The 20,868-nt window shown below is 64.7% G+C and carries 13 protein-coding genes and 1 pseudogene; 7 read left to right on the top strand and 7 right to left on the bottom strand.

Translation table 11 applies throughout. From position 1 onward, the window contains the following. The first annotated feature begins 237 nt into the window (after positions 1-237). Positions 238-2,010 carry a hypothetical protein gene (locus DES44_RS20040; RefSeq protein WP_058933143.1) on the top strand — a complete coding sequence of 591 codons (1,773 nt, stop codon included), beginning with the start codon at positions 238-240 and terminating at the stop codon, positions 2,008-2,010. 19 nt (positions 2,011-2,029) lie between these two features. Further along, on the top strand, positions 2,030-5,539 hold the full coding sequence (locus DES44_RS20035) for an Ig-like domain-containing protein (protein ID WP_058933142.1): 3,510 nt from the start codon (positions 2,030-2,032) through the stop codon (positions 5,537-5,539). A 436-nt stretch (positions 5,540-5,975) separates the two neighbouring features. Here DES44_RS20035 and gyrB read toward each other — a convergent pair whose 3' ends face one another. The 3 genes from gyrB to dnaA all read right to left on the bottom strand — a co-directional run bounded on the left by gyrB (position 5,976) and on the right by dnaA (position 11,449). Continuing rightward, positions 5,976-8,495, bottom strand: a complete 2,520-nt coding sequence (gene gyrB, locus DES44_RS20030; protein WP_058933141.1) for a DNA topoisomerase (ATP-hydrolyzing) subunit B — start codon at positions 8,493-8,495, stop codon at positions 5,976-5,978. Between the two features lie 122 nt (positions 8,496-8,617). Continuing rightward, positions 8,618-9,742, bottom strand: coding sequence for a DNA polymerase III subunit beta (gene dnaN, locus DES44_RS20025; RefSeq protein WP_058933140.1), 1,125 nt, complete (start codon positions 9,740-9,742; stop codon positions 8,618-8,620). A 153-nt stretch (positions 9,743-9,895) separates the two neighbouring features. Continuing rightward, positions 9,896-11,449 (bottom strand): chromosomal replication initiator protein DnaA, encoded by a 1,554-nt coding sequence (dnaA, locus tag DES44_RS20020; protein ID WP_375137555.1) that lies wholly within the window; start codon positions 11,447-11,449, stop codon positions 9,896-9,898. A gap of 455 nt (positions 11,450-11,904) precedes the next feature. On the opposite strand from dnaA, the gene rpmH reads away from it, so the two are divergent. The 5 genes from rpmH (at position 11,905) to mnmE (ending at position 16,378) form a co-directional block, all read left to right on the top strand. Further along, positions 11,905-12,039 (top strand): 50S ribosomal protein L34, encoded by a 135-nt coding sequence (gene rpmH, locus DES44_RS20015; protein WP_058937081.1) that lies wholly within the window; start codon positions 11,905-11,907, stop codon positions 12,037-12,039. A 253-nt stretch (positions 12,040-12,292) separates the two neighbouring features. Beyond that, the gene (locus DES44_RS26090) at positions 12,293-12,697 is read left to right on the top strand and encodes a ribonuclease P protein component (protein WP_058937080.1); all 405 of its coding nucleotides are present in this window, start codon (positions 12,293-12,295) and stop codon (positions 12,695-12,697) included. A gap of 15 nt (positions 12,698-12,712) precedes the next feature. Next, the gene (yidD, locus tag DES44_RS20005; protein WP_058937079.1) at positions 12,713-13,027 is read left to right on the top strand and encodes a membrane protein insertion efficiency factor YidD; all 315 of its coding nucleotides are present in this window, start codon (positions 12,713-12,715) and stop codon (positions 13,025-13,027) included. Continuing rightward, on the top strand, positions 13,024-14,721 hold the full coding sequence (gene yidC, locus DES44_RS20000; protein WP_058937078.1) for a membrane protein insertase YidC: 1,698 nt from the start codon (positions 13,024-13,026) through the stop codon (positions 14,719-14,721). Before yidD ends, yidC begins: the two co-directional genes overlap by 4 nt. Positions 14,722-14,923: 202 nt before the next feature. Then, positions 14,924-16,378: a tRNA uridine-5-carboxymethylaminomethyl(34) synthesis GTPase MnmE gene (mnmE, locus tag DES44_RS19995; RefSeq protein ID WP_058937077.1), complete on the top strand. Its 1,455-nt coding sequence runs from the start codon at positions 14,924-14,926 to the stop codon at positions 16,376-16,378. 101 nt (positions 16,379-16,479) lie between these two features. On the opposite strand, the gene DES44_RS19990 is transcribed toward mnmE, so the two are convergent. The 4 genes and pseudogenes from DES44_RS19990 to DES44_RS19975 form a co-directional block, all read right to left on the bottom strand. Continuing rightward, positions 16,480-17,022, bottom strand: coding sequence for an adenine phosphoribosyltransferase (locus tag DES44_RS19990; protein ID WP_058937076.1), 543 nt, complete (start codon positions 17,020-17,022; stop codon positions 16,480-16,482). A 25-nt stretch (positions 17,023-17,047) separates the two neighbouring features. Further along, positions 17,048-18,538, bottom strand: a complete 1,491-nt coding sequence (locus DES44_RS19985) for a GGDEF domain-containing protein (protein ID WP_058937075.1) — start codon at positions 18,536-18,538, stop codon at positions 17,048-17,050. Positions 18,539-18,766: 228 nt separating this feature from the next. Then, positions 18,767-20,028, bottom strand: a pseudogene (locus tag DES44_RS19980) (acyl-CoA dehydrogenase family protein). 23 nt (positions 20,029-20,051) lie between these two features. Next, entirely contained in the window at positions 20,052-20,786 is a 735-nt protein-coding gene (locus tag DES44_RS19975) for a histidine phosphatase family protein (RefSeq protein WP_058937074.1), read from the bottom strand. Positions 20,787-20,868 lie beyond the last annotated feature (82 nt).

The raw sequence follows: 20,868 nt of genomic DNA, 5'->3' as shown, positions 1-20,868 counted from the left end.
GCTCCCCGTAGGGCATCAAGTGGGGTCCTGACGCGGGTCAGAGTCCAAATCTCGCGCGCCGACATGTCAACCCATCTCTGGGTTGTTCGTGAAGTCCACGAACGGTCCCCAACATTTCTCATCATTTTGGAAGGCAGAGATCAGCATTCTTCTGATCGCCGGCATGGACCTGCGTGCACTAGCCTGTACCACAACAGGTCTCCGCGATAGTCCACCACCGCTTCAGGGAGCAGCAACATGAGCGCATCGCAATCGAACCTTTCCGATCTGCACTACGGCTTCGATCTCGTCGTCGCCGTCACGCAAGCCAGTGTCAACGCCACACTCAAGCAGTTCCTTGCAGGCATTAGTGCGCCCGAGGTGACGGTCTGCTATGTTTATGACAACAACAACGACCTCGTGCCGGTGGACTATCGCACGCTGGTGGGCGACGCCAAAGGCTCTGACCCCTTCAAGGTGCCTGCCGGTTCTAACCCGGCCACCGATCCCGATCTCATCAACTTGTCCGCGGCCAACTTTGCTGGCGCTGTGCGGGCCAGGATCGGCTTGCCCAACCTTCCCGTGGACAGCCTACCCGCCATTGCGACGCTAGGCAGCGGCAGCAATGCGCCCGTGCTGTTCAACTTGCTGTGCAGCGAATTCCAGATCACCGGTTTTCAGTACGGCCCGCGCGGCAGCGCCACCTGGATCAACCAGTCTCAGCCATCGGGCTCTGGTTCGCCCTGGTACTTCTCGGCCAACGTTTCTCTTAACAGTACGACCATCGATCCAAACTCCCCCGTACCGCCGGCCGTCCAGCAACGCATTGCCGAGTTGCAGCACGACCCCGCAAACGCGTTCGCAATCCAGAAGCTGTTTCTCGACTTGGACACGGCGATCCTGCAGTCCTCGCCCACGATCCAGGGCGTACCGTCCGGATGGCCGGTATGGAACCTGATCACCACAGTGTTCCTGGGCAGCTACTTCACCCAACTGCGACAAAACGGAAACCCGGTGCTCAGCTACAGCTTCACCATGGCCGCGCCACGCCCAGCCACGTTGCAGCTTGGTTCGGTGTCTCGTGAGTGCCTGCCGCTGCTGGCGAACGGGCAGCCGATCACCAACCCCACACCGGCGCAACTGGCAGCCACCGCCTTGGTGTACGTGGGTACCACCTCGACAACGCCGCCCATCCCGGTGCCGTTCGCGTGGAACTGGGTGGAACTTGGCGAGGTGTCGTCTTTCTCGGGCGTGCAGTCGGTGCGCCGTGACGTGTTCTTCACCTATTTCGCGGGTTTGGTGAACAGCCAGGTAGCACCGCTGTGCATCGACACCAACCTGTCGCTCACTCACTCGGGCGAAGACTTCACCGTCCAATACTCCTCCGCCCGCTCGCAGAACCCAGCATCGTTTCGGCCTGTCGCGAGAGTCGCGCCTGCTGAGTCTGATGGCTTCACCACGATGCTCACGCTCAATTACGCGTGCAACTCGCATGACGACTCCACCTCGTCCACGCACCTGGTGGAGATCTGGGGCGACTACAACTACACCCTCAACGGCACGGTGGCCGTATCAAGCAACCAGATGCGTGTGCAGGTGCAGGTCCAGGTGTACATGAAGTTCGCGCACCGCGAGGTGTTCGTGAACTACACCGACCTGGATGGCGCCAACTACTACGACAAGACCCTTACCGTCACCTACTCGCTGGGTGTGGATCAGAACGGCGCACTCCAGGTCACTGAGACCCACGGCGTGAGCGACAGTTCCGTGCCCTGGAACTTCGATCCAAAGGGCATCCTGGGCAAATTCGGCTTCGAAGACGCAGTGAGGAATGGCGTGACCAGCGTGGAGAACAACCTTGCGTCGGTGATCGACTCGACTTTCACCAATTACGTGCAGCAGCTCACGGCTGTGATCAACGGCTACCGCGCTTGGGTATTCCCCGGCAACGACGCATTCACCTTCAAAAACGTCGCTTTCTCGTCGGGCCAAGACCTGATCGCGCAGCTGACTTACGTGAACCCGAACTGAATGCTTGAGGAGATTCATCATGGGCGACTACAACGTCACGACCTCGGCAGAGCTGATGGAGAACTACATCCAGGCTGACTTCCTTCTGCCTCAGGACAAGTTCATTGCACTGCAAACCAATGCAGGCGCCTCTCTGCTGTTTTCAATAGGGACCGGGGGTGCGTTCAAACTCACGATTGAGACCCCCGGCGCAATCAACGGCTGGCGTCAGGTGGATCTGGGTGCTGCAAGCATCCAGGCGCTGTTTGGCGGCAAGGCCCACGTCACGACATTCGGTGCCGCGCAATCGGTGTCTTTGCAGTCGGGTGTGCCGGTCAATATCCACTTGGCGATGGTGATCAACGACGGCACCAACGACCACCTGTTCCTGAGCCTCAACAACTCCGATAGCGACTTGCGCTGGGCCGACGAGCCCACCTGGACCGCGAGCCCTTTCAACGCGGTAGATGCGGCGGGCCAACCGTTGGTTCCGCCCAGCCCTCTCAAGATCAACAACGTCTTCTTGAGCGAAGCCGTCGACGGCGAGTACATCGTCGTGGACACGATCCGTAACCCCGCTCAGGCGGTGGGCCTGCTGACGCGCTACTACATCGACGTGTCGGCGCCGGCGAGCCCGGTGTGGAAGCTGCACGATCTAGCCATCGACGTACAGGCAGCGGGCTACAGCTCATGCCTGGGGCGCTCGGCACAGGCCTTTGGCGTGGATGGTCTCTATACCAAGGGCACCATCGGCCCGTCGCCGCAACTGATCTATACGCCGCTATACAACGCGTTCGATCCTTCGCAGCCGCCGCTGCCGTCGCGCCTGCATCTGCCCGGGGACGCAATGGTGGATGCCATTGCCGCGGCACGCAACGCCGACAACAGCTCCGACCTCTACGCTGCCTCGCATGGGCAGCTTTACTGGTTTGCCGCGAACAACCAGAAGGACGGAGCCGCCGGCGTCCTGGTGGCTGCGAACCCGCTGCTCATGGCGGTGAGGTCGCTGTTCGCATACGTAGCCGACGGCAGCATCACGGTGTGGGGGCTCAACGGTAACAACGAGGTGTTCTACCTTTCGTGCCCGCTAGGCCAGCAGGCCAGCGCAGCCTCGTGGACGGTGCCTCTGCCCATCATGGCCGGCAGTGACGCCATTTCGCCTTTCGTGGACCGGGCCTACAGCGCCAACACATTCTTCGCGCATTCGGCCACCGGGCTGGTCAAGCTGGTGAAGTCGCCCACCACCGGGCTGTGGAGCCAGCGCGCGATCGCACTTCCGCCCAGCGTAACCACCCAGCCTGCAACGGCGATTCACTCCTACACCACGCACGTGCAAGTGACCGACGCCTTGGGCAAGGCAGCCGCCAACGTGCCCGTGACGCTGACGGCCACCAACGTCACCTCGGTGTACATCAACCACTTGTACTACGTGGTCGGGCCCTCACCGATCCTGGTCGCCACGGACGCGCTGGGCACCGTAACCATCGTGGAGCTCACCAGTTCGCTGGCCGGCACGCGCTTTTCCGTGGCTGCGGGCTCGGACAAGCCGATCCCGGTGAACACCATGGACTCAGCCTGGCAACGCAACGCGCAGTACACCACTTCAGGCAGCTTAGCCTCAGCACAGATCGTGTCTCGCGACGGCAGCACCCGCAACTTCATTCCGGCCGGCACACCACAGGCCGATCTGGACCGCGTGGCCTATTCCAACCAGTGCCTGGCCAAGGCCTACGCCAGCGTATCCTCGTCCACGCCGCCGCCCGCACTGCGCGCGTTGGCCCGGCCGCGGCCTACGGCGCTGGCGGCGGGTGTGGTGCAGCAAAGCGTGATCCAGGGCATCGAGGTCGATATCGGTGACCTCTTCCGCTGGCTCGAATCGGGCGTTGAGGCCTTTGTGGAACTGATCGAGGACGCGGCCGAAGGCGTCTGGCATTTCGTGGTGACGATCGGCGACGCGGTGTACCACGCCGCACTCGATTGCGTGGAAGCGGTGGCGGCCGCAGCCACCTGGGTCTATAGCGCGATCAAGATCGCGGTGGAAGACGTGATCAAGTTCCTCGAGTTCCTTTTCGGCTGGCAGGACATCTTGGTCACGCACAAGGTGTTGAAAAACCTATTCGTGTGCCTGGGCCAGCATGCGATCGACGGCATCGCCAGCACCAAGACCAGCGTGGCAGCGCTGTTTCAGCAGGTGCAGAGCCAGATCAACTCATGGGCCGGCATTCCGGACTTCAATCAAACCTTGTCCGGTGTGCTGGCAGCCAACCCGCCCGCCAGCGGCCAGAACAGCGCGCCTGCCAACCTGGGGATTCACCATTTCCAGGGCTCGTGCGCGTCCAGCACCTCTGCGCTGTCACCCGACGGTCCGGTCGAGTCGATCTTCAAGGACCTGGTGGCACTGCTGGAGGCCGAGGGTGACACGCTGGCCGCGGCGGCGAATGCCGTCAAGACCGACATCATCGACCCGTTCAGCACGCTCTCGGTGAGTGACATCATCAAGCGATTCGCCGCGATCCTGGCCGACACCTTGCTGCAGTCGGCCGAGAACGTGATCCTCACGGTGCTCGACGTGTTCAGTCAATTGGTGCAAGGCATGATGGACGTGCTAACTGCCAAGCTCGACATCCCCGTGCTCTCATGGCTGTACAACGAATTGACGGGGGAGGATCTCTCCTTCCTTGACGTCATCTGCTTGGTGGTGGCGATTCCGGCGACCATCATCTACAAGGCCGCGGCGCAGAAGACGCCCTTCCCAGCGAATGATGCTTTCACGAAGGGGCTGCTCTCGGCCAGGAACTGGTCGCAGGTGCAGGCGTTGTTTGTTGCCCCAACTCACACGGTGGCGCGCGCCGCAAGGCCGACACCTCATCAAGCCCTCCTCGGCGTCACCACGGCCGAGGCGCCTGCAGCGGACGGTGCGGATTCCGACGAACCAGTGCTTGACCAAGCCAAATTGAAGACCTTCGGCTTCATCACTGGCATCGTTTCGCTATTCGGCGGTTTGACGCTGGTCGTGGTCACGAACATCCAGCGCACCATTGACGTGCTGGGCCTTCCTGGCGCCCGGTTGAAGACACTGGCCACCATTGGCTGTATCGGCAACATCGCCTATGTGTCGCCCAACATTGCCACGCTCGTCAACGCGAAGACTGACAACTGGTACGCGAACCTCAATAACGCCCTCACGGGTATCAGCATCCTCAAGGGCATCGCCGCGATACCGGCCGCCACCAGCAGCCGCCCGGCTGTGGGCAAGAGTTTTGCCTTCTTAGAGAGCTTCATCAACCTGGTGTGGAACGTCCCCGTTATCGCCAACATCGTGGTCAACAAGGACGAGTGGAACACGACCTACAAATCGCTCATTCCAGAGTCGATCGGCAATTTCGCCTTCAATATCGGCGGCATTATGGAGTTCCCGATCGCGATGGTAGAAGACATCAAGCCCAAGGCCATCATGGCGGTCGTGCAGGCGGCGTTGATGGTCAGCTACGGCGTTTGCATGATCATCGCGGGCAGCATCTACCAGTTTGACCCGGACCAGCAACACTAGGATTGAAGCGAAAGGTCGGACGGGATCCGCGGGTTTTCTTGTGAAGTTGCGCGAGTCACTGATTCATAGCGTGACTGCGACCATCCGCGGGGCCACTGCCGCGCAGGCAGCTGGGGCGACTTCGGGCCAGGTCCGCCCAGGACGCTGGCCACCTCCTTCCACGAACTCCTAATTCCGGATTCTCGAATCCGCCCCTATGCTGACTGAGGCAGGTGGCGGAATCTCACATGTTGCTGGGCACGGCTGGAAGGGGGCAGGTCAAGTGGAGTGGCGCATGGGCTCCCGCTCCCGCTCGCTTCAACGTAAAGAGCCCCTGACGCCTTACGAATCAGGGGCTTATGCGCTTCATCGGATAGAAAATCCAGTTTTATCCAGCATTCCCGTCCGACGAATTCGAGACCTGTCCGGTTAAAACCGTCATCTCACAGGCAAACACTCAAACGTCAATATTCGCCGCCCTCAACGCATTCGCCTCAATGAACTCCCGACGCGGCTCCACCTCGTCGCCCATCAGCATCGTGAACACCCGATCCGCCTCGATCGCGTCCTCGATCTGCACACGCAGCAGACGGCGCACCGTCGGATCCATCGTGGTCTCCCACAGCTGCTCGGGGTTCATCTCACCCAGACCCTTATAGCGCTGACGCCCAACGCTGGACTCCGCCTGCGTCATCAGCCACGCCATCGCCGCGCGGAAATCGCCGACCTTGGACTCCTTGGCCTTCTCGCCCTCGCCCTTCTTGATCACCGCGTCCTGCGTCACCAGACCCTTGAAGGTCTTGCCCGCTTCGGCCAGCACTTCATAGTCGGCGCCATGCACGAAGTCTGCGCTGATGATGCTCGAGCGCACATTGCCATGGTGGCGGCGGCTGATGCGCAGCAGCAGCTTGTCGGTGCGCGGGTCGGTCTCGGCCGTCACCACGGCATCGTGCAGTTGCGTCTGCAGCGCCGTCGCCGCGATGTCGGCCGCTTCCTTGGTGTCCAGGTTCAGCGACAGGCCCGAGGCCAGCAGATGCAGCGCTTCCCCGTCCATCCACGCCGACAGACGCTGGATCACGTTCTGCGCCGCGATGTACTGCCGTGCCTTCTGCTCCAGCTCCTCGCCCTTGATCGACGGGCCGCCCACGCCTTGCAGATGCAGCTCCGCATCCTGCAGCGCCACGCGCAGCAGGAAGCCGTCCAGCTCGTTGCCGTCCTTCAGGTACTGCTCGTGCTTGCCCACCTTCACCTTGTACAGCGGCGGCTGCGCGATGTAGATGTGGCCACGCTCCACCAGCTCCGGCATCTGCCGGTAGAAGAAGGTCAGCAGCAGCGTCCGGATGTGGGCACCGTCCACGTCCGCGTCGGTCATGATGATGATGCGGTGGTAGCGCAGCTTGTCCGGGTTGAAATCGTCGCCCCCCGCGCCCCGGCCAATGCCGGTGCCCAGCGCGGTGATCAGCGTCAGGATTTCATTGCTGGTCAGCAGCTTCTCGTAGCGGGCCTTCTCCACGTTCAGGATCTTGCCGCGCAGCGGCAGGATCGCCTGGAACTTGCGGTCCCGGCCCTGCTTGGCGGAGCCACCGGCGGAGTCACCCTCCACGATGTAGATCTCGCACAGCGCGGGATCCTTCTCCTGGCAGTCGGCCAGCTTGCCGGGCAGGCCCAGGCCGTCCAGCACGCCCTTGCGACGCGTCATTTCGCGGGCCTTGCGGGCCGCTTCGCGTGCACGCGCCGCATCCACGATCTTGCCGCAGATGATCTTGGCGTCGATCGGGTTCTCCAGCAGCCAGTCGTTCAGCTTGGCCGCCACGATTTCTTCCACCGGGCCGCGCACTTCGCTGGACACCAGCTTGTCCTTGGTCTGCGAGCTGAACTTGGGCTCCGGCACCTTCACGCTCACCACGCAGGCCAGGCCTTCGCGCATGTCGTCGCCGCTGACATCGACCTTGGCCTTCTTGGCCAGTTCGTTGTCCTCGATGTATTTGTTGATGACGCGCGTCATCGCCGCACGCAGACCCGTCAGGTGGGTGCCGCCGTCACGCTGCGGAATGTTGTTGGTGAAGCACAGGACGCTTTCATTGAAGCCGTCGTTCCACTGCATCGACACTTCCACGCCGATGTTGGTGCCCTGGTCCGACAGCTTGTCGCCCTGCGCGTGGAAGATGTTGGGGTGCAGGGTCGTCTTGCCCTTGTTGATGAACTCAACGAAGCCGCGCACGCCGCCCGAATAGGCGAAGTTGTCTTCCTTGTTGTTGCGCTCATCCGCCAGGCGGATCTTCACGCCGTTGTTCAGGAAGGACAGCTCCCGCAGGCGCTTGGCCAGGATGTCGTAGTGGAACTCGTGGTTCTGGGTGAAGATTTCCGTGTCGGGCAGGAAGTGCACTTCGGTGCCGCGCTTGTCGGTCTCGCCGACGATCTTCATCGGGCTGGTCTCGAAGCCGTCCCGCACCTCGATCACGCGGTCCTGCGGCACACCCTTGCGGAACTCCAGCTGATGGACCTTGCCTTCGCGGCGCACCGTCAGGCGCAGCCACTTGGACAGCGCATTCACGCAGGACACCCCCACGCCGTGCAGACCGCCCGAGACCTTGTAGCTGTTCTGATTGAACTTGCCGCCGGCATGCAGCTCGGTCAGCGCGATTTCCGCGGCGCTGCGCTTGGGCTCGTGCTTGTCGTCCATCTTCACGCCGGTGGGGATGCCGCGGCCGTTGTCGATGACCGACATGGAGTTGTCGGTGTGGATGGTCACGACGATGTCGTCGCAATAACCCGCCAGCGCTTCGTCGATGGAGTTGTCCACCACCTCGAAGACCAGATGGTGCAGGCCGGTGCCGTCGGAGGTGTCCCCGATGTACATGCCGGGGCGCTTGCGAACCGCCTCCAGGCCTTCCAGGATCTGGATCGAATCCGCGCCGTAGCCGCCGTTGTTGCTGGCAGAGTCCGGAGTGTTCTCAGGGGAGGTGTTATCGCTCATCAGAGAGTATTCCAGGCCGCCGTGGCGGCCGTTTGTCCATCTTGTCAGTGGCCCCCATCGGAGACGGGGGCAGGGGTGCCGCAGCGGTCACCCCTTGCGGGGGCGGGCGCCGCGGCTGGGGATCAGATGCGCATCGGCATCACGACATACTTGAAGCCGGTCTGGTCAGGGATGCTGATCAGGGCGCTGGAGGAGCTGTCGTTCAGGTCCACCCGAACCATGTCCTGACCCATGTTGGCCAGCACATCCATCAGGTAGGTCACATTGAAGCCGGTCTCGATCTGGTCACCGCCGTAATCGATCTCGATTTCTTCCTTCGCTTCTTCCTGCTCGGCATTGCTGGAAGCAATCGACAGCAGGCCCGGCTCGAAGGCCAGGCGCACCGCCTTGAACTTCTCGCTGGTCAGGATGGCGGCACGCTGCAGGGCGGCCAGCAGCTGCTGGCGACCCAGAATGACGTGGAAGCGGTGGTTCTTGGGGATGACGCGGTTGTAGTCCGGGAACTTGCCTTCGACCAGCTTGGTCACGAACTCCATGCCGCTGAAGCTGAACTTGGCCTGGTTGCCGGCAAAGCGCATCTCGATCGGCTGCTCTTCTTCCTCGCCCTTGCCGCCGTCCTTGAGCAGGCGCATGAGCTCCAGCACCGTCTTGCGGGGCAGGATCACCTCCTGCTTGGGCATTTCGGTGTCCAGCTCGGCCTGGGCCAGCGCCAGGCGGTGGCCGTCGGTGGCCACCAGCGTCAGGGACTTGCCTTCGGCCACGAACAGGATGCCGTTGAGGTAGTAGCGGATGTCATGCACCGCCATGGCGAAGTGCACTTGGTTGATCAGGGTCTTCAGGGTTTTTTGCGGGACGCTGAACGCCGGGCCGAAGTCGGCCGCTTCCTGCACCAGCGGGAAGTCTTCCGCCGGCAGGGTCTGCAGCGTGAAGCGGCTCTTGCCGCCCTGCAGCGTCATCTTGTTTTGGTTGGAGGTCAGGCTGACGGTCTGGTCCGACGGCATCGACCGCAGGATGTCGATCAGCTTGCGGGCGCCGATGGTGGAGGTGAAGTCGCCTTCATCCCCATCGAACTCGACCGTGGTGCGCACCTGGATTTCCAGGTCGCTGGTGGTCAGCTCCACCTGCGAGCCCTGCTTGCGGAGCAGCACATTGGCCAGGATGGGCAAGGTATGGCGCCGCTCCACGATGCCGGACACCGCCTGCAACGCGGCAAGCACTTTGTCCTGGCTGGCTTTCAACACGATCATGTCAACCTCTCTCCACTGTTGGCTGTTCGCTCATCCCGTTGTTCCGGCACGTCAGGCGCTCGGCCGCCTGCAAACGGAGTCCGGCGCCGGCCCCACCGGCCAGCGCCACTCTGGCAAACGCGCTATTTTCGCTGATGACGGAGCGTTTTTTCGTCATCCCTTGAGCGTCTGTTCCAGCACATGCAACTGCTGGTTCAACTCGGTGTTCTTCTGTCGCTCGCCGCCGATCTTGCGCACGGCATGAAGCACCGTCGTGTGATCCCGGCCGCCGAAGAGTTCGCCGATTTCCGGAAGGCTCTTCTGGGTGAGCTCCTTGGCCAGATACATCGCGATCTGGCGGGGCCGCGCGATGCTGGCCGGCCGCTTCTTGGAGTACATGTCGGCGACCTTGATCTTGTAGAAGTCGGCCACCGTCTTCTGGATGTTCTCCACGGAAATCTGCCGGTTCTGGATCGACAGCAGGTCCTTCAGGGCCTCCCGCGCCAGCTGGATGTTGATTTCCTTGTGCGAAAAGCGGCTGTAGGCCAGCACTTTGCGCAGCGCGCCTTCCAGTTCCCGGACGTTGGCACGCACATTCTTGGCGATGAAGAAGGCCACATCCTCGGGCATGGGGGCGCTTTCGGCCTCCGCCTTCTTGATCAGGATGGCCACCCGCATTTCCAGCTCCGGCGGCTCGATGGCCACGGTCAGGCCGGCGTCGAAACGGCTGGTCAGGCGTTCATCGATGTCCACCAACCCCTTGGGATAGGTGTCGCTGGTCATGATGATGTGGGCCCGCTTGGCCAGCAGCGCCTCGAAGGCGTTGAAGAATTCTTCCTGCGTGCGGTCCTTGCCGGCGAAGAACTGCACATCGTCGATGAGCAGCAGGTCCAGCGAGTGGTACTTGGCCTTGAGTTCGTCGAAGGTCTTGCGCTGGTAGTTCTTCACCACGTCCGAGATGAACTGCTCGGCGTGCAGGTACAGCACACGGGCATCCGGACGGTCCTTGAGCAGGGCGTTGCCCACCGCGTGGATCAGGTGGGTCTTGCCCAGGCCCACGCCGCCGTAGATGAACAGCGGGTTGTACATCTGGCCAGGGGCGCCCGCCACATGCAGCGCGGCGGTGCGGGCCATCTGGTTGGCACGACCCGGCACCAGCGTGTCGAAGGTCAGGCTGGTGTTGATGCGATGGCGGGTGGCGCTGGGCGGCAGGGTCTGCGCGGCCCCCGGGGGCGGCGCATTGCCGACCAGGCTGGCGGCCGTGACCGGCGCGGCCGGCCTGGCGGCAGGGGCGGAAGCACCGGCGCTGCTGGATGCGGCGGCGTTGGAGGCGGCTGCATTGGAGGCCGCAGCCGCTGCAGCCGCCGACGAGCCGCTGCGCAGGCCATGCTGCTGCAGCACCTGGCCCATGGAAGCAGCCGGCGCCGTGTTGCGCGGCAGGGGGGCGATGGTTTCGCGGGGCGCCAGGGACAACTCCAGCCGGGCCGTCTTGCCGGCCAGCTCGCCCAGGATCATCTCGATGCGGCCGGCATACTGGCTGCGGATCCAGTCCAGCTTGAAACGGTTGGGCACGCGCAGGGACACCAGGACGGCGTCCTCGCCATTCCCTTCCTGGAGGTGGATCACTTCGGCTGCGGGCAGCGGCCGGATCCAGGTGTTGAATTGCTGTTCAGGCAGCTCGGTGGCCAGGCGTTCACAAACGCGCTGCCACAAAGTCACCTCAGACACGTCTGCGCTCATTGTGGAAAACTTATTCTTCGAGCGGCCGGATTGTACCGACGAGGGGCCGCCAAGTCCGGGTTATCCACAGAATTTTTGGCAGGGTCAAGATCAGGTAATCCCCCGCTCGCACAATCCCGCAGATTGACCGGCGCTGGAATCTTTGCTGTAATCGCGGGTTTTCCGGACGCCCGGACGCATGTTCGTGGGCCTTTCCAGAAATTAAGCTTTGAGGCATCTACCCCCAGAGGGTTGCGCCTTGCGGCATTGCCAGGGGCAGTCGTTGACTGCAGAGGGCAAGGCTGCAGTGGCCACCTTTGACGGGCGCGCGCCGCCCCTTGCCAACCGATGCATCCGTCAAGGATCGCCCGGGCCGCAAAGAGCGATGTTCCTGATGCCGCTGTCGGTGTCCGACAGTACCACCGTCAAGTCCGACATTCCCGACATTTCGATAGAGGTTCACCATGAAACGCACTTACCAAGGCTCCAAGACCCGTCGCGCCCGTACCCACGGCTTCCTGGTTCGCATGAAGACCCGCGGTGGCCGCGCCGTCATCGCTGCACGTCGCGCCAAGGGCCGCAAGCGCCTGGCCGTCTGAGGCCGGTCGGGCACTGCCTGATCGTCTCGACACGTCGCGTCTTCTTCAGTCCGACCAAGCCGTGACCGGCCGCATCGTTCGATCGGCCGATTTCGAGCGTGTACTGGGCACCCCCAGCCGCGCTCGCAGCCCCCATTTCGCCGTTCATCACCTGGCCGAGAGTCCTTCGCAGCCGGCGCGCCGTCTTCCCAAGTTGTCCACTGCGGAGCCCGTCGAAGGGTCATCCACAGTTGCATCCACAGGAAAGGCGGACTTGTCCACAGGTGATGCGCAGAATCATCCACAGCTTGTGGATGACGCGGTCCCTCACCTGCCTGACGCCGCCTGGCTCGGGTATGTGGTGCCCAAGCGCCATGCGCGACGGGCGGTGACCCGCACCCTGCTGAAGCGGCAGATCCGACAGGTGTTCGGCACACTCCCCACATTGCCTCCCGGCTTGTGGGTCGTGCGCCTGCGCCTGCCGTTCGACCGCAAGCAATTCCCCAGCGCGTCGTCCGATGCGCTGCGGACCGCCGCGCGGGAAGAACTGCAGTCGTTGATCCGCAAGATCGCCGCCGGCAGCAGCGCCCCTGGCAGCAGCCGGACCGAGCGCAGCAAGCCGCCTCCCGCCACGTCCTCCCTGTCTTCCGACGGGCCGGCACCGGCCAGCGCCGGCTGACGGCAGGAGACGCCCATGGCCTCACGACCCAGTCTGCCGACCCGTGTGCTCATGGGGTTGGTGCGCGCCTACCAGCTGCTGTTCAGCCCCTGGCTGCGTGCCGGCTGCCGCTATTCGCCCAGTTGCTCGAACTACGGCATGCAGGCGCTGCGCCAGCATGGCGCGGCAGCGGGCACCTACCTCGCGGCGGCGCGCATCCTGCGCTGCAATCCGTTCTGTCCGGGCGGGCATGATCCCGTGCCTGACAATCCGCCCCGTCTCTTCACCTTCCTTGCTCGGCGCAGGGATGGTCGAGCCTCTTCAACCGCCAAATCAAAAGCTTCCCCATGACTGATATACGCCGCACCATCTTGTGGGTGGTGTTCACCATGTCGCTGGTCCTGCTGTGGGACGGCTGGCAACGGCACAACGGCCATGCGTCGATGTTCGGCCCTGCGCCGGCCAAGACGGCCAGCGTTCCGGGCACGCCCGCTTCCGCCGTACCCGGCGCCACGCTTCCGGCCACGGCCGCTTCCGGGGCTGCCGCTGCTGTGGCGGCCGCAGACGCTGCGTCCGCTCCCGCGCCGGTGAAGAGTGAACTGGTGACCATCACGACCGACGTCGTCAAGGCCACCGTGGACACCCGCGGCGGCGCGCTCGTGCGGGTGGAACTGCTCAAGCATCTGGACGAGAAGGACCCCAGCGGCCATGTGGTGGTGCTGGACCCGCTGCGTCAATACAGCGCCCAGACCGCCTTGCGCAATGTCGCGGGCGCACCGAACCACCAGACCGTGCTGAGCCTGGTCGATGGTCCGCGTGAGCTCAAGGACGGCGCCGACAAGCTCACCGTGCGTCTGGAGTCTCCGGCCATGGGCGGCGTGAAGCTGGCCAAGGTCTACACCTTCAAGCGCGGCGACTACGCCATCGATGTCCAGCACGAAGTCACCAACGTCGGCACCGCACCGGTGACGCCGGAGCTGTCGGTCTGGCTGGTTCGTGACGACCACGTCGAGCACACCGGTCCGTCGATGGCCCCGAGCTCCTTCACCGGCCCGACGGTCTATACCGACAAGGGCAAGATGCAGAAGGTGCCCTTCGACAAGCTCAAGGACAACAAGGCCGACTACGAACGCCGTGCGGACGATGGCTGGATCGCCATGGTGCAGCACTATTTCGTGGGCGCCTGGCTGCGCAACGAGCCGGGTCCGCGCGCCTTTGACGTGAGCGAGTCGCCCAGCAAGCTGGTGACGCTGTCGATGGTCACCGCCTTCCCGAGCATTGCCCCCGGCGCCACCGGCAAGCTGGACAACCTGCTGTACGTGGGTCCGCAGGAAGAAAAGCGCCTGGAGCAACTGGCGCCCGGTTTTGAACGCGTCAAGGACTACGGGATGTTCACCATCCTGGCCAAGCCGCTGTTCTGGCTGATGGACCAGCTGCACAAGATCCTGGGCAACTGGGGCTGGGCGATCGTGGGCGTGGTGGTGCTGCTGAAGATCGCCTTCTACGGCCTGAATGCCAAGGCCTACCGCAGCATGGCCAAGATGAAGGCCATCAACCCCCGCATCCAGGAACTGCGCGAGCGCTACAAGGACAAGCCGCAGCAGCAGCAGCAGGAAATGATGCGTCTCTACCGCGAAGAGAAGATCAATCCACTGGGCTCGTGCCTGCCCATCCTGCTGCAGATGCCGGTGTTCCTGGCGCTGTACTGGGTGCTGCTGTCCAGCGTGGAAATGCGCGGCGCTCCCTGGATTTTGTGGGTGCATGACCTGTCGCGTCCGGATGCCTTCTTCGGCGTGCTGCCCTGGCTGAACGTGCCGCTGGGCCCGCTGCCGCTGCTGATGACGGCCACCAGCCTGCTGCAGGTGTGGCTGAACCCGCAGCCCACCGACCCGGTGCAGGCCAAGATGATGTGGATCATGCCGATCGCCTTCAGCGTCATGTTCTTCTTCTTCCCGGCCGGTCTGACGCTGTACTACACCGTCAACAACCTGCTGTCGATCGTCCAGCAATGGATGATCAACAAGCAGCTGGGTGTGAACAAGTAACGCTGAAAGCGCGTGCACACGGAGCCCCCGCAGGACGGGGGCTTTTTTTCGTCCGCACACAGGCGCTTAATACGTTCTTGCGGGGCTCGCTTCCCTCGGTCGGGAATCCAGGGAACCGGAGGTGCGCGGTGGTGAAGCACGAGCAACACCACCCGCCCTGCCCCGCGCCATCTTCGAAGGGTCGGTGGGAGACAATGCAGCCATGCTGTCGCGCCACCAGGACCCCATCGCCGCCATTGCCACCGCGCCCGGTCGAGGCGCGGTGGGCATTGTCCGAGTCTCATCTCCCCAGGATCTTTCCGCGCTGGTGACCGCCGTCTGCGGTCGTCCCCTCAAGCCGCGCGAAGCCACCTATCTCCCGTTCCGCAGCGCGCAGGGCGAGGCCATCGATCACGGCCTGGCCCTGCTGTTTCCGGCGCCCCACAGCTACACCGGCGAGCATGTGCTGGAGCTGCAGGCCCACGGTGGTCCGGTGGTGCTGCAGCTGCTGCTGGCCCGTTGCCTGGAGGCGGACCCGGCCCTGCGCATCCGCCTGGCCGAGCCCGGCGAATTCACCCGGCGCGCCTTCCTCAACGGCAAGCTGGACCTGGCCCAGGCGGAAGCGGTGGCGGACCTGATCGATGCCAGCACGGAAGCGGCGGCACGCAGCGCCGGTCGGGCACTGGCGGGGGCGCTCAGCGGTGAGGTGGGGCAGCTCCGCGACGCGCTCATCCAGCTGCGCATGCTGGTGGAGGCGACGCTGGACTTCCCGGAGGAAGAGATCGACTTCCTGCAGCAGGCCGATGCGCTGGGCAAACTCCGGCGACTGCTGGAGCGGCTGGATGCGCTGCTGGATCGCAGCCGCCAGGGGGCCATCCTGCGGGAAGGCATCAAGGTCGTGCTGGCGGGGCAGCCCAATGTGGGCAAGAGCTCGCTGCTCAATGCACTGGCGGGGGCGGAACTGGCGATCGTGACGCCCATTCCGGGCACGACGCGCGACAAGCTGAGCCAGACCATTCAGATCGAAGGCGTGCCGCTGCACATCAGCGACACGGCGGGTTTGCGGGACACGGACGACGAGGTCGAGCGCATTGGCGTGGCCCGCAGCTGGGACGCCATCCGCGAGGCCGACGTCGTCCTGTTCCTGCACGACCTGACCCGCATGGGTCAGGCGGATTACGAGCGCGAGGACGCGGAGATCCGCAGCCGTTTGTCCGGCGTGGAACCGGCGCGCATCCTGCAGGTCTACAACAAGGCGGATGCGTCGGCGCCCAGTGAGGCGGGGGCCGCCGCACCTACCTCTGTGGACGCGCCGAGGGACAACAGCACGGGTGCCACCGCTGCCACGGGTGCCCCCACCACCACCGACGTTCTACGGCTCTCCGCCAAAACCGGCGCGGGCCTGGACGTGCTCCGGCAGCGCCTGCTCCAGCAGGTCGGCTGGCATGCCGTGCCGGAAGGTTTGTTCATTGCGCGCGAGCGTCACGTGCAGGCCCTGCGCCGCACCCGCGAGCATGTGGACCTGGCCTTGCAGCAGGCCGCGCAGGAACCCGCCGCGCTGGACCTGATGGCGGAGGAGCTGCGACTGGCGCATGACGCGCTGGGCGAGATCACCGGCGCCTTCACGGCGGACGACCTGCTGGGCGAGATCTTCAGCCGGTTCTGCATCGGCAAGTGACGGACCGCGCATTCGCACGACCTGGCTGACGACGAGGGCGTATCGCTGACGCTCTCCACGAGCCGTCGAGCGCCACCCGCGATGGAACCCCGCTGGGCGGCTCAGTGCCCCTGGAAATCCACCAGCGCAAACACCGGCAGCCCCTGTTCCCGGATCTTCGCAGAGCCGCCCAGCTCCGGCAGGTCCACGATGACCGCGCCTTCGATCACAGTCGCGCCCAGCCGTTCCAGCAGCCGCTTTCCGGCCAGCATGGTGCCGCCGGTGGCGATCAGGTCGTCGATCAGCAGCACCCGGTCGCCAGGCTTGACCGCATCGGTGTGCATCTCCACCGTCGCGCTTCCATATTCCAGCTCATAGGTTTCCTGCACCGTGGTGAAGGGCAGCTTGCCCTTCTTGCGGATGGGCACGAACCCGATGTTGAGCTCATAGGCCAGCACCGAACCGATGATGAAGCCGCGCGCATCCAGCCCCGCCACGACATCCGGGCGGCTGTCGAAGTAGCGGTGCACGAACTGGTCGATCAGCACGCGGAAGGCGCGTGGATTGGCCAGCAGCGGCGTGATGTCCCGAAACTGCACCCCCGGCTCCGGCCAGTCGGGCACGGTGCGGATCTGCTGCTTGAGAAAGGCGATGGCGTCTTGCATGGGCGTGATTGTCGCGCCGATGGGGTCAGGCGATCTGCTGGCACATCAACCGGGCGCGCCCACTCTGCTTGGCGTCATACAAGGCCCGGTCAGCCGCCTCGATCAGCCGCTGCGGCGGCGTGGCCGGGTCCGGAATGCAGGTCGCCACCCCGATCGACAGGCTGACCGAGCGCCGCACCGGCGAGCCTTCATGCTCGATCGCCGCCAGCCGCACGCTGTCCAGGCAGCGCTGGGCCACCACCTGCGCACCCGCCAGGTCGGTGTCCACCAGCAGCATGGCGAATTCCTCGCCGCCGTACCGGCAGACCGCTTCGCTGCCCCGCGCCACGCAGCTGCGCAGCAGCGTGGCCACCCGCCGCAGACAGTCGTCGCCAGCGACGTGGCCATAACGGTCGTTGTATTGCTTGAAATGGTCGATGTCCACCATCACCAGCGCCAGCGACCGCCCGGACCGGGTGCCCCGCAGCCACTCCTGCTGCAGCAACTGGTCGAACAGGCGCCGGTTGCCCACGCCGGTCAGGCCATCGGTGGTGGATTGGCGGGCCAGCAGTTCGTTGGCGCGGCGCAGTCGCTCCTCCTGCCGTTGCCGCTCGGTGAAATCCGTGACGATGCAGACATACAGGTGGATGGTGTCCGTGCGGACTTCCGCCACGGTGAGCTGCAGCGCCAGCCGCTCGCCGCTGCGGTGACGGGCCGTCAGCTCACGCGGAGCGCCCAGCAATTCCTGTGGATGCATCAGGTCCCCGGTGCTGCCGAACAGCATGCCGATGTGCACCCCCTGCAGCTCGGTGGCGCTGAACCCAAAGAGCTGCTCGGTGCTGGGATTGACCTCCAGCACATGCCCGCCCGAATCCAGCGTCAGGATGCCGTTGACGGCGGCCTCGATGGTCGCCCGCAGCTGGGCCCGGCTGGCGGCCAGGCTCTGCTGTTCATGGATGAGGTCGGTGACCTCCATGCGCACGCCCACGATGCCGCCCGAAGGGGTGCGGCTCTCGAAAATGCGCAGCCACATGTCGTCATGCACCCGCTGCAGCAGCGGCGCGGTCTGGCGGCCGCGGCTTTCCTTACGCTCGCGCAGCCATTCATCTTCCCGGCCTCTTGCCTCCGGAATGCCGCCGCGCTCGAGCGATTCCCGCACCATGTCCTCGAAGGTGGCGCGTCGCTCGAAGGCGCGCAGCATGTGGGGATAGATTTCCACCAGGCGCCGGTTGTAGGCCACCAGGCGGTCCTCATGGTCAAAGATCTCGACGCTGGCGGGCAGGGCGTCGATGGCCTCCTCCAGCGTGCGCTGCGCCCGCTTCGCCCGTTCCTGAGCGCGGGACAGGCTGCCCATCACGCCCACCGCCAGCAGCACGGTGAAGGCCAGGGCGCCGAACGCCAGCCACGGCACCACCGGCTCCCAGCGCGGGAACTCGGACAAGCCCCCCAGCGCCACCATCAGGATGGCCGCCTGCAGGCCCACCAGCAGCGCGAAGGCGAGCAGGGGCCAGAGGCGGGCTTCGGCGAGACGGGTCATGACGGGGAGGAGTGCAACGCAAGGGTGGACGAATCGTATCCACCTGTCGAACGCTCCGGTACGCCCCTGACGGGGGTGGGCGCGAAACAGCTTGTTGCATGCGGGTTTGGCGCGTCCCCGATTTCACCGACGTGTGCGCGAACCCACACCGAATCCACACCGACGCCCCCACATGCGCCCCCGGCGGCCCCGGGGGCAAGCCCCCCCGCCGATGGGTCGATCAGCCGTTCAGCTGCCGCGGGTGATGGGCATGTCCACCCCGCCGGTGGGCAGCTTCATGTGGCGTGCCAGCTCCAGCTTGGCCAGGGAGTTGCGGTGCACCTCATCGGGCCCGTCGGCAAAGCGCAGCGTCCGCTGGCCTGCCCACATGTAGGCCAGCGGCGTGTCCTGGCTGATACCCATGCCGCCATACACCTGCATGGCCCAGTCGATGACCTTCAGCGCCATGCTGGGCGCCACGATCTTGATCATCGCGATCTCGGCCTTGGCGACCTTGTTGCCCACGGTATCCATCATGTAGGCCGCCTTGAGCGTCAGCAGGCGGGCCTGCTCGATGCTGCAGCGGGCCTCGGCGATGCGCTCCTGCGTGACGGTCTGCTGCGCCAGGGTCTTGCCGAAGGCGGTGCGGGCGATGGCGCGCTGGCACATCAGCTCCAGGGCCCGCTCGGCCGCGCCGATGGAGCGCATGCAGTGGTGGATGCGGCCTGGGCCCAGCCGGCCCTGGGCAATCTCGAAGCCGCGGCCTTCGCCCAGCAGGATGTTCTCCACCGGCACCCGCACATTGCGCAGCTCGATCTCCATGTGGCCGTGCGGCGCGTCGTCGTAGCCGAACACGCTCAGATGGCGCTTGACGGTGATGCCTGCCGTGTCGGCCGGCACCAGCACCATCGACTGCTGCTCATGGCGGCCCGCCTCCGGATTGGTCTTGCCCATCACGATGTAGAGCGCGCAGCGCGGGTCACCGGCGCCGGAGGACCACCACTTGGTGCCATTGATGACGTAGTGGTCCCCGTCCCGCTCGATGCGGCATTCGATGTTGGTGGCGTCGGAGGAGGCCACGTCCGGCTCGGTCATCAGGAAGGCGGAGCGGATCTCGCGCGCAGCAGCGGCTCCAGCCAGCGGTCCTTCAGCGACTCGGTGGCATAACGCTCCAGCGTCTCCATGTTGCCGGTGTCCGGCGCTGAGCAGTTGAACACCTCCGGCGCCCAGTGCACCCGGCCCATGATCTCGCACAGCGGCGCATATTCCAGGTTGGACAGGCCCTCCGGCGCACGTGGCGAGCGCGGCAGGAACAGGTTCCACAGGCCGGCGGCGCGTGCCTTGGGCTTGAGTTCCTCGATGACACGGGTCGGCACCCAGGCGTTGCCGGCCTGCCGGTTCGCTTCCACTTCCTCGTGATAGCGCTTCTCGTTGGGATAGATGTGCTGGTCAAAGAACGCCAGCAGACGTTCCTGCAGCTGCTGCACTTTGGGGCTGTAGTCGAAGTTCATGGATCCTCCCGGAGGCAGGGCGCTCAAGCGCGCTGTTGACGGTAGCGCAGGTACTGGGCAAACAGCGCTTCCATGGTGGTGGACCGCTCATCCGCATGCAGCGGATGCAACGGAGCGAAATTGCAGACCCGCAGCAGCCAGTCGGCCGGGCCGGGGCCCATGTCCAGCACATTGATGCAAGCCGGGGATTGGACCCAGCTGCCCATCATCAGCCGCTGACCGCCGCTGACGGCATGGGACAGCAGGGCTGCATTGACCACGCCGTGTAGCACCAGGAGGGCGCAGTCCCAATCGGGGTCGGCCCGCAGCCGCTGGACGCCGCCGAGGACCCGGTCCAGCAGGTCGCCGATGCGCTCGCCGTTGAGGAAGCGCTGGTCTTCGTCCACCGGGCTTTGCTGCAGACCGGTGAAGGCCTTCACCAGGGCGTCGTCCGGGATGTCGCCCAGGCGACCCCCGCGGATTTCCTGCCACTCCGGCCACACCTGCACCGGCAGCGAGGACTGCCCGGCCTGGTTCAGCACCAACTCGGCCGTCTGCACGGTGCGGGGCAGGCCGGAGACGATCACACGGTCAAACCGCACACCGGCCTGGGCAAACACCTCACCCGCGGCCCGGGCCTGCGCCACCCCGTCCTCATTGAGCTGTACCTGCTCCGGCAGCACGGGCCGGCCGGTGGCGCCGTCGAAGTAGGTGACCGCACCGTGGCGCATCAGGTAGATGCGGCGGCGATGGGGGCTGCGGGGCAACGTGTCCAACATAGGGAAGCCAGTGTGGCGCATTGCCTGCCCGCGTTCTGTCGCGCAGGCGGCAGCGTGGTGATTCCGCGCCGCCCTGGCGCCG

The organism is Roseateles depolymerans, from assembly GCF_003387155.1.
Classification (GTDB): Bacteria; Pseudomonadota; Gammaproteobacteria; order Burkholderiales; family Burkholderiaceae_C; genus Roseateles; species Roseateles depolymerans.
This window is presented reverse-complemented; position numbering and strand designations above follow the sequence as displayed.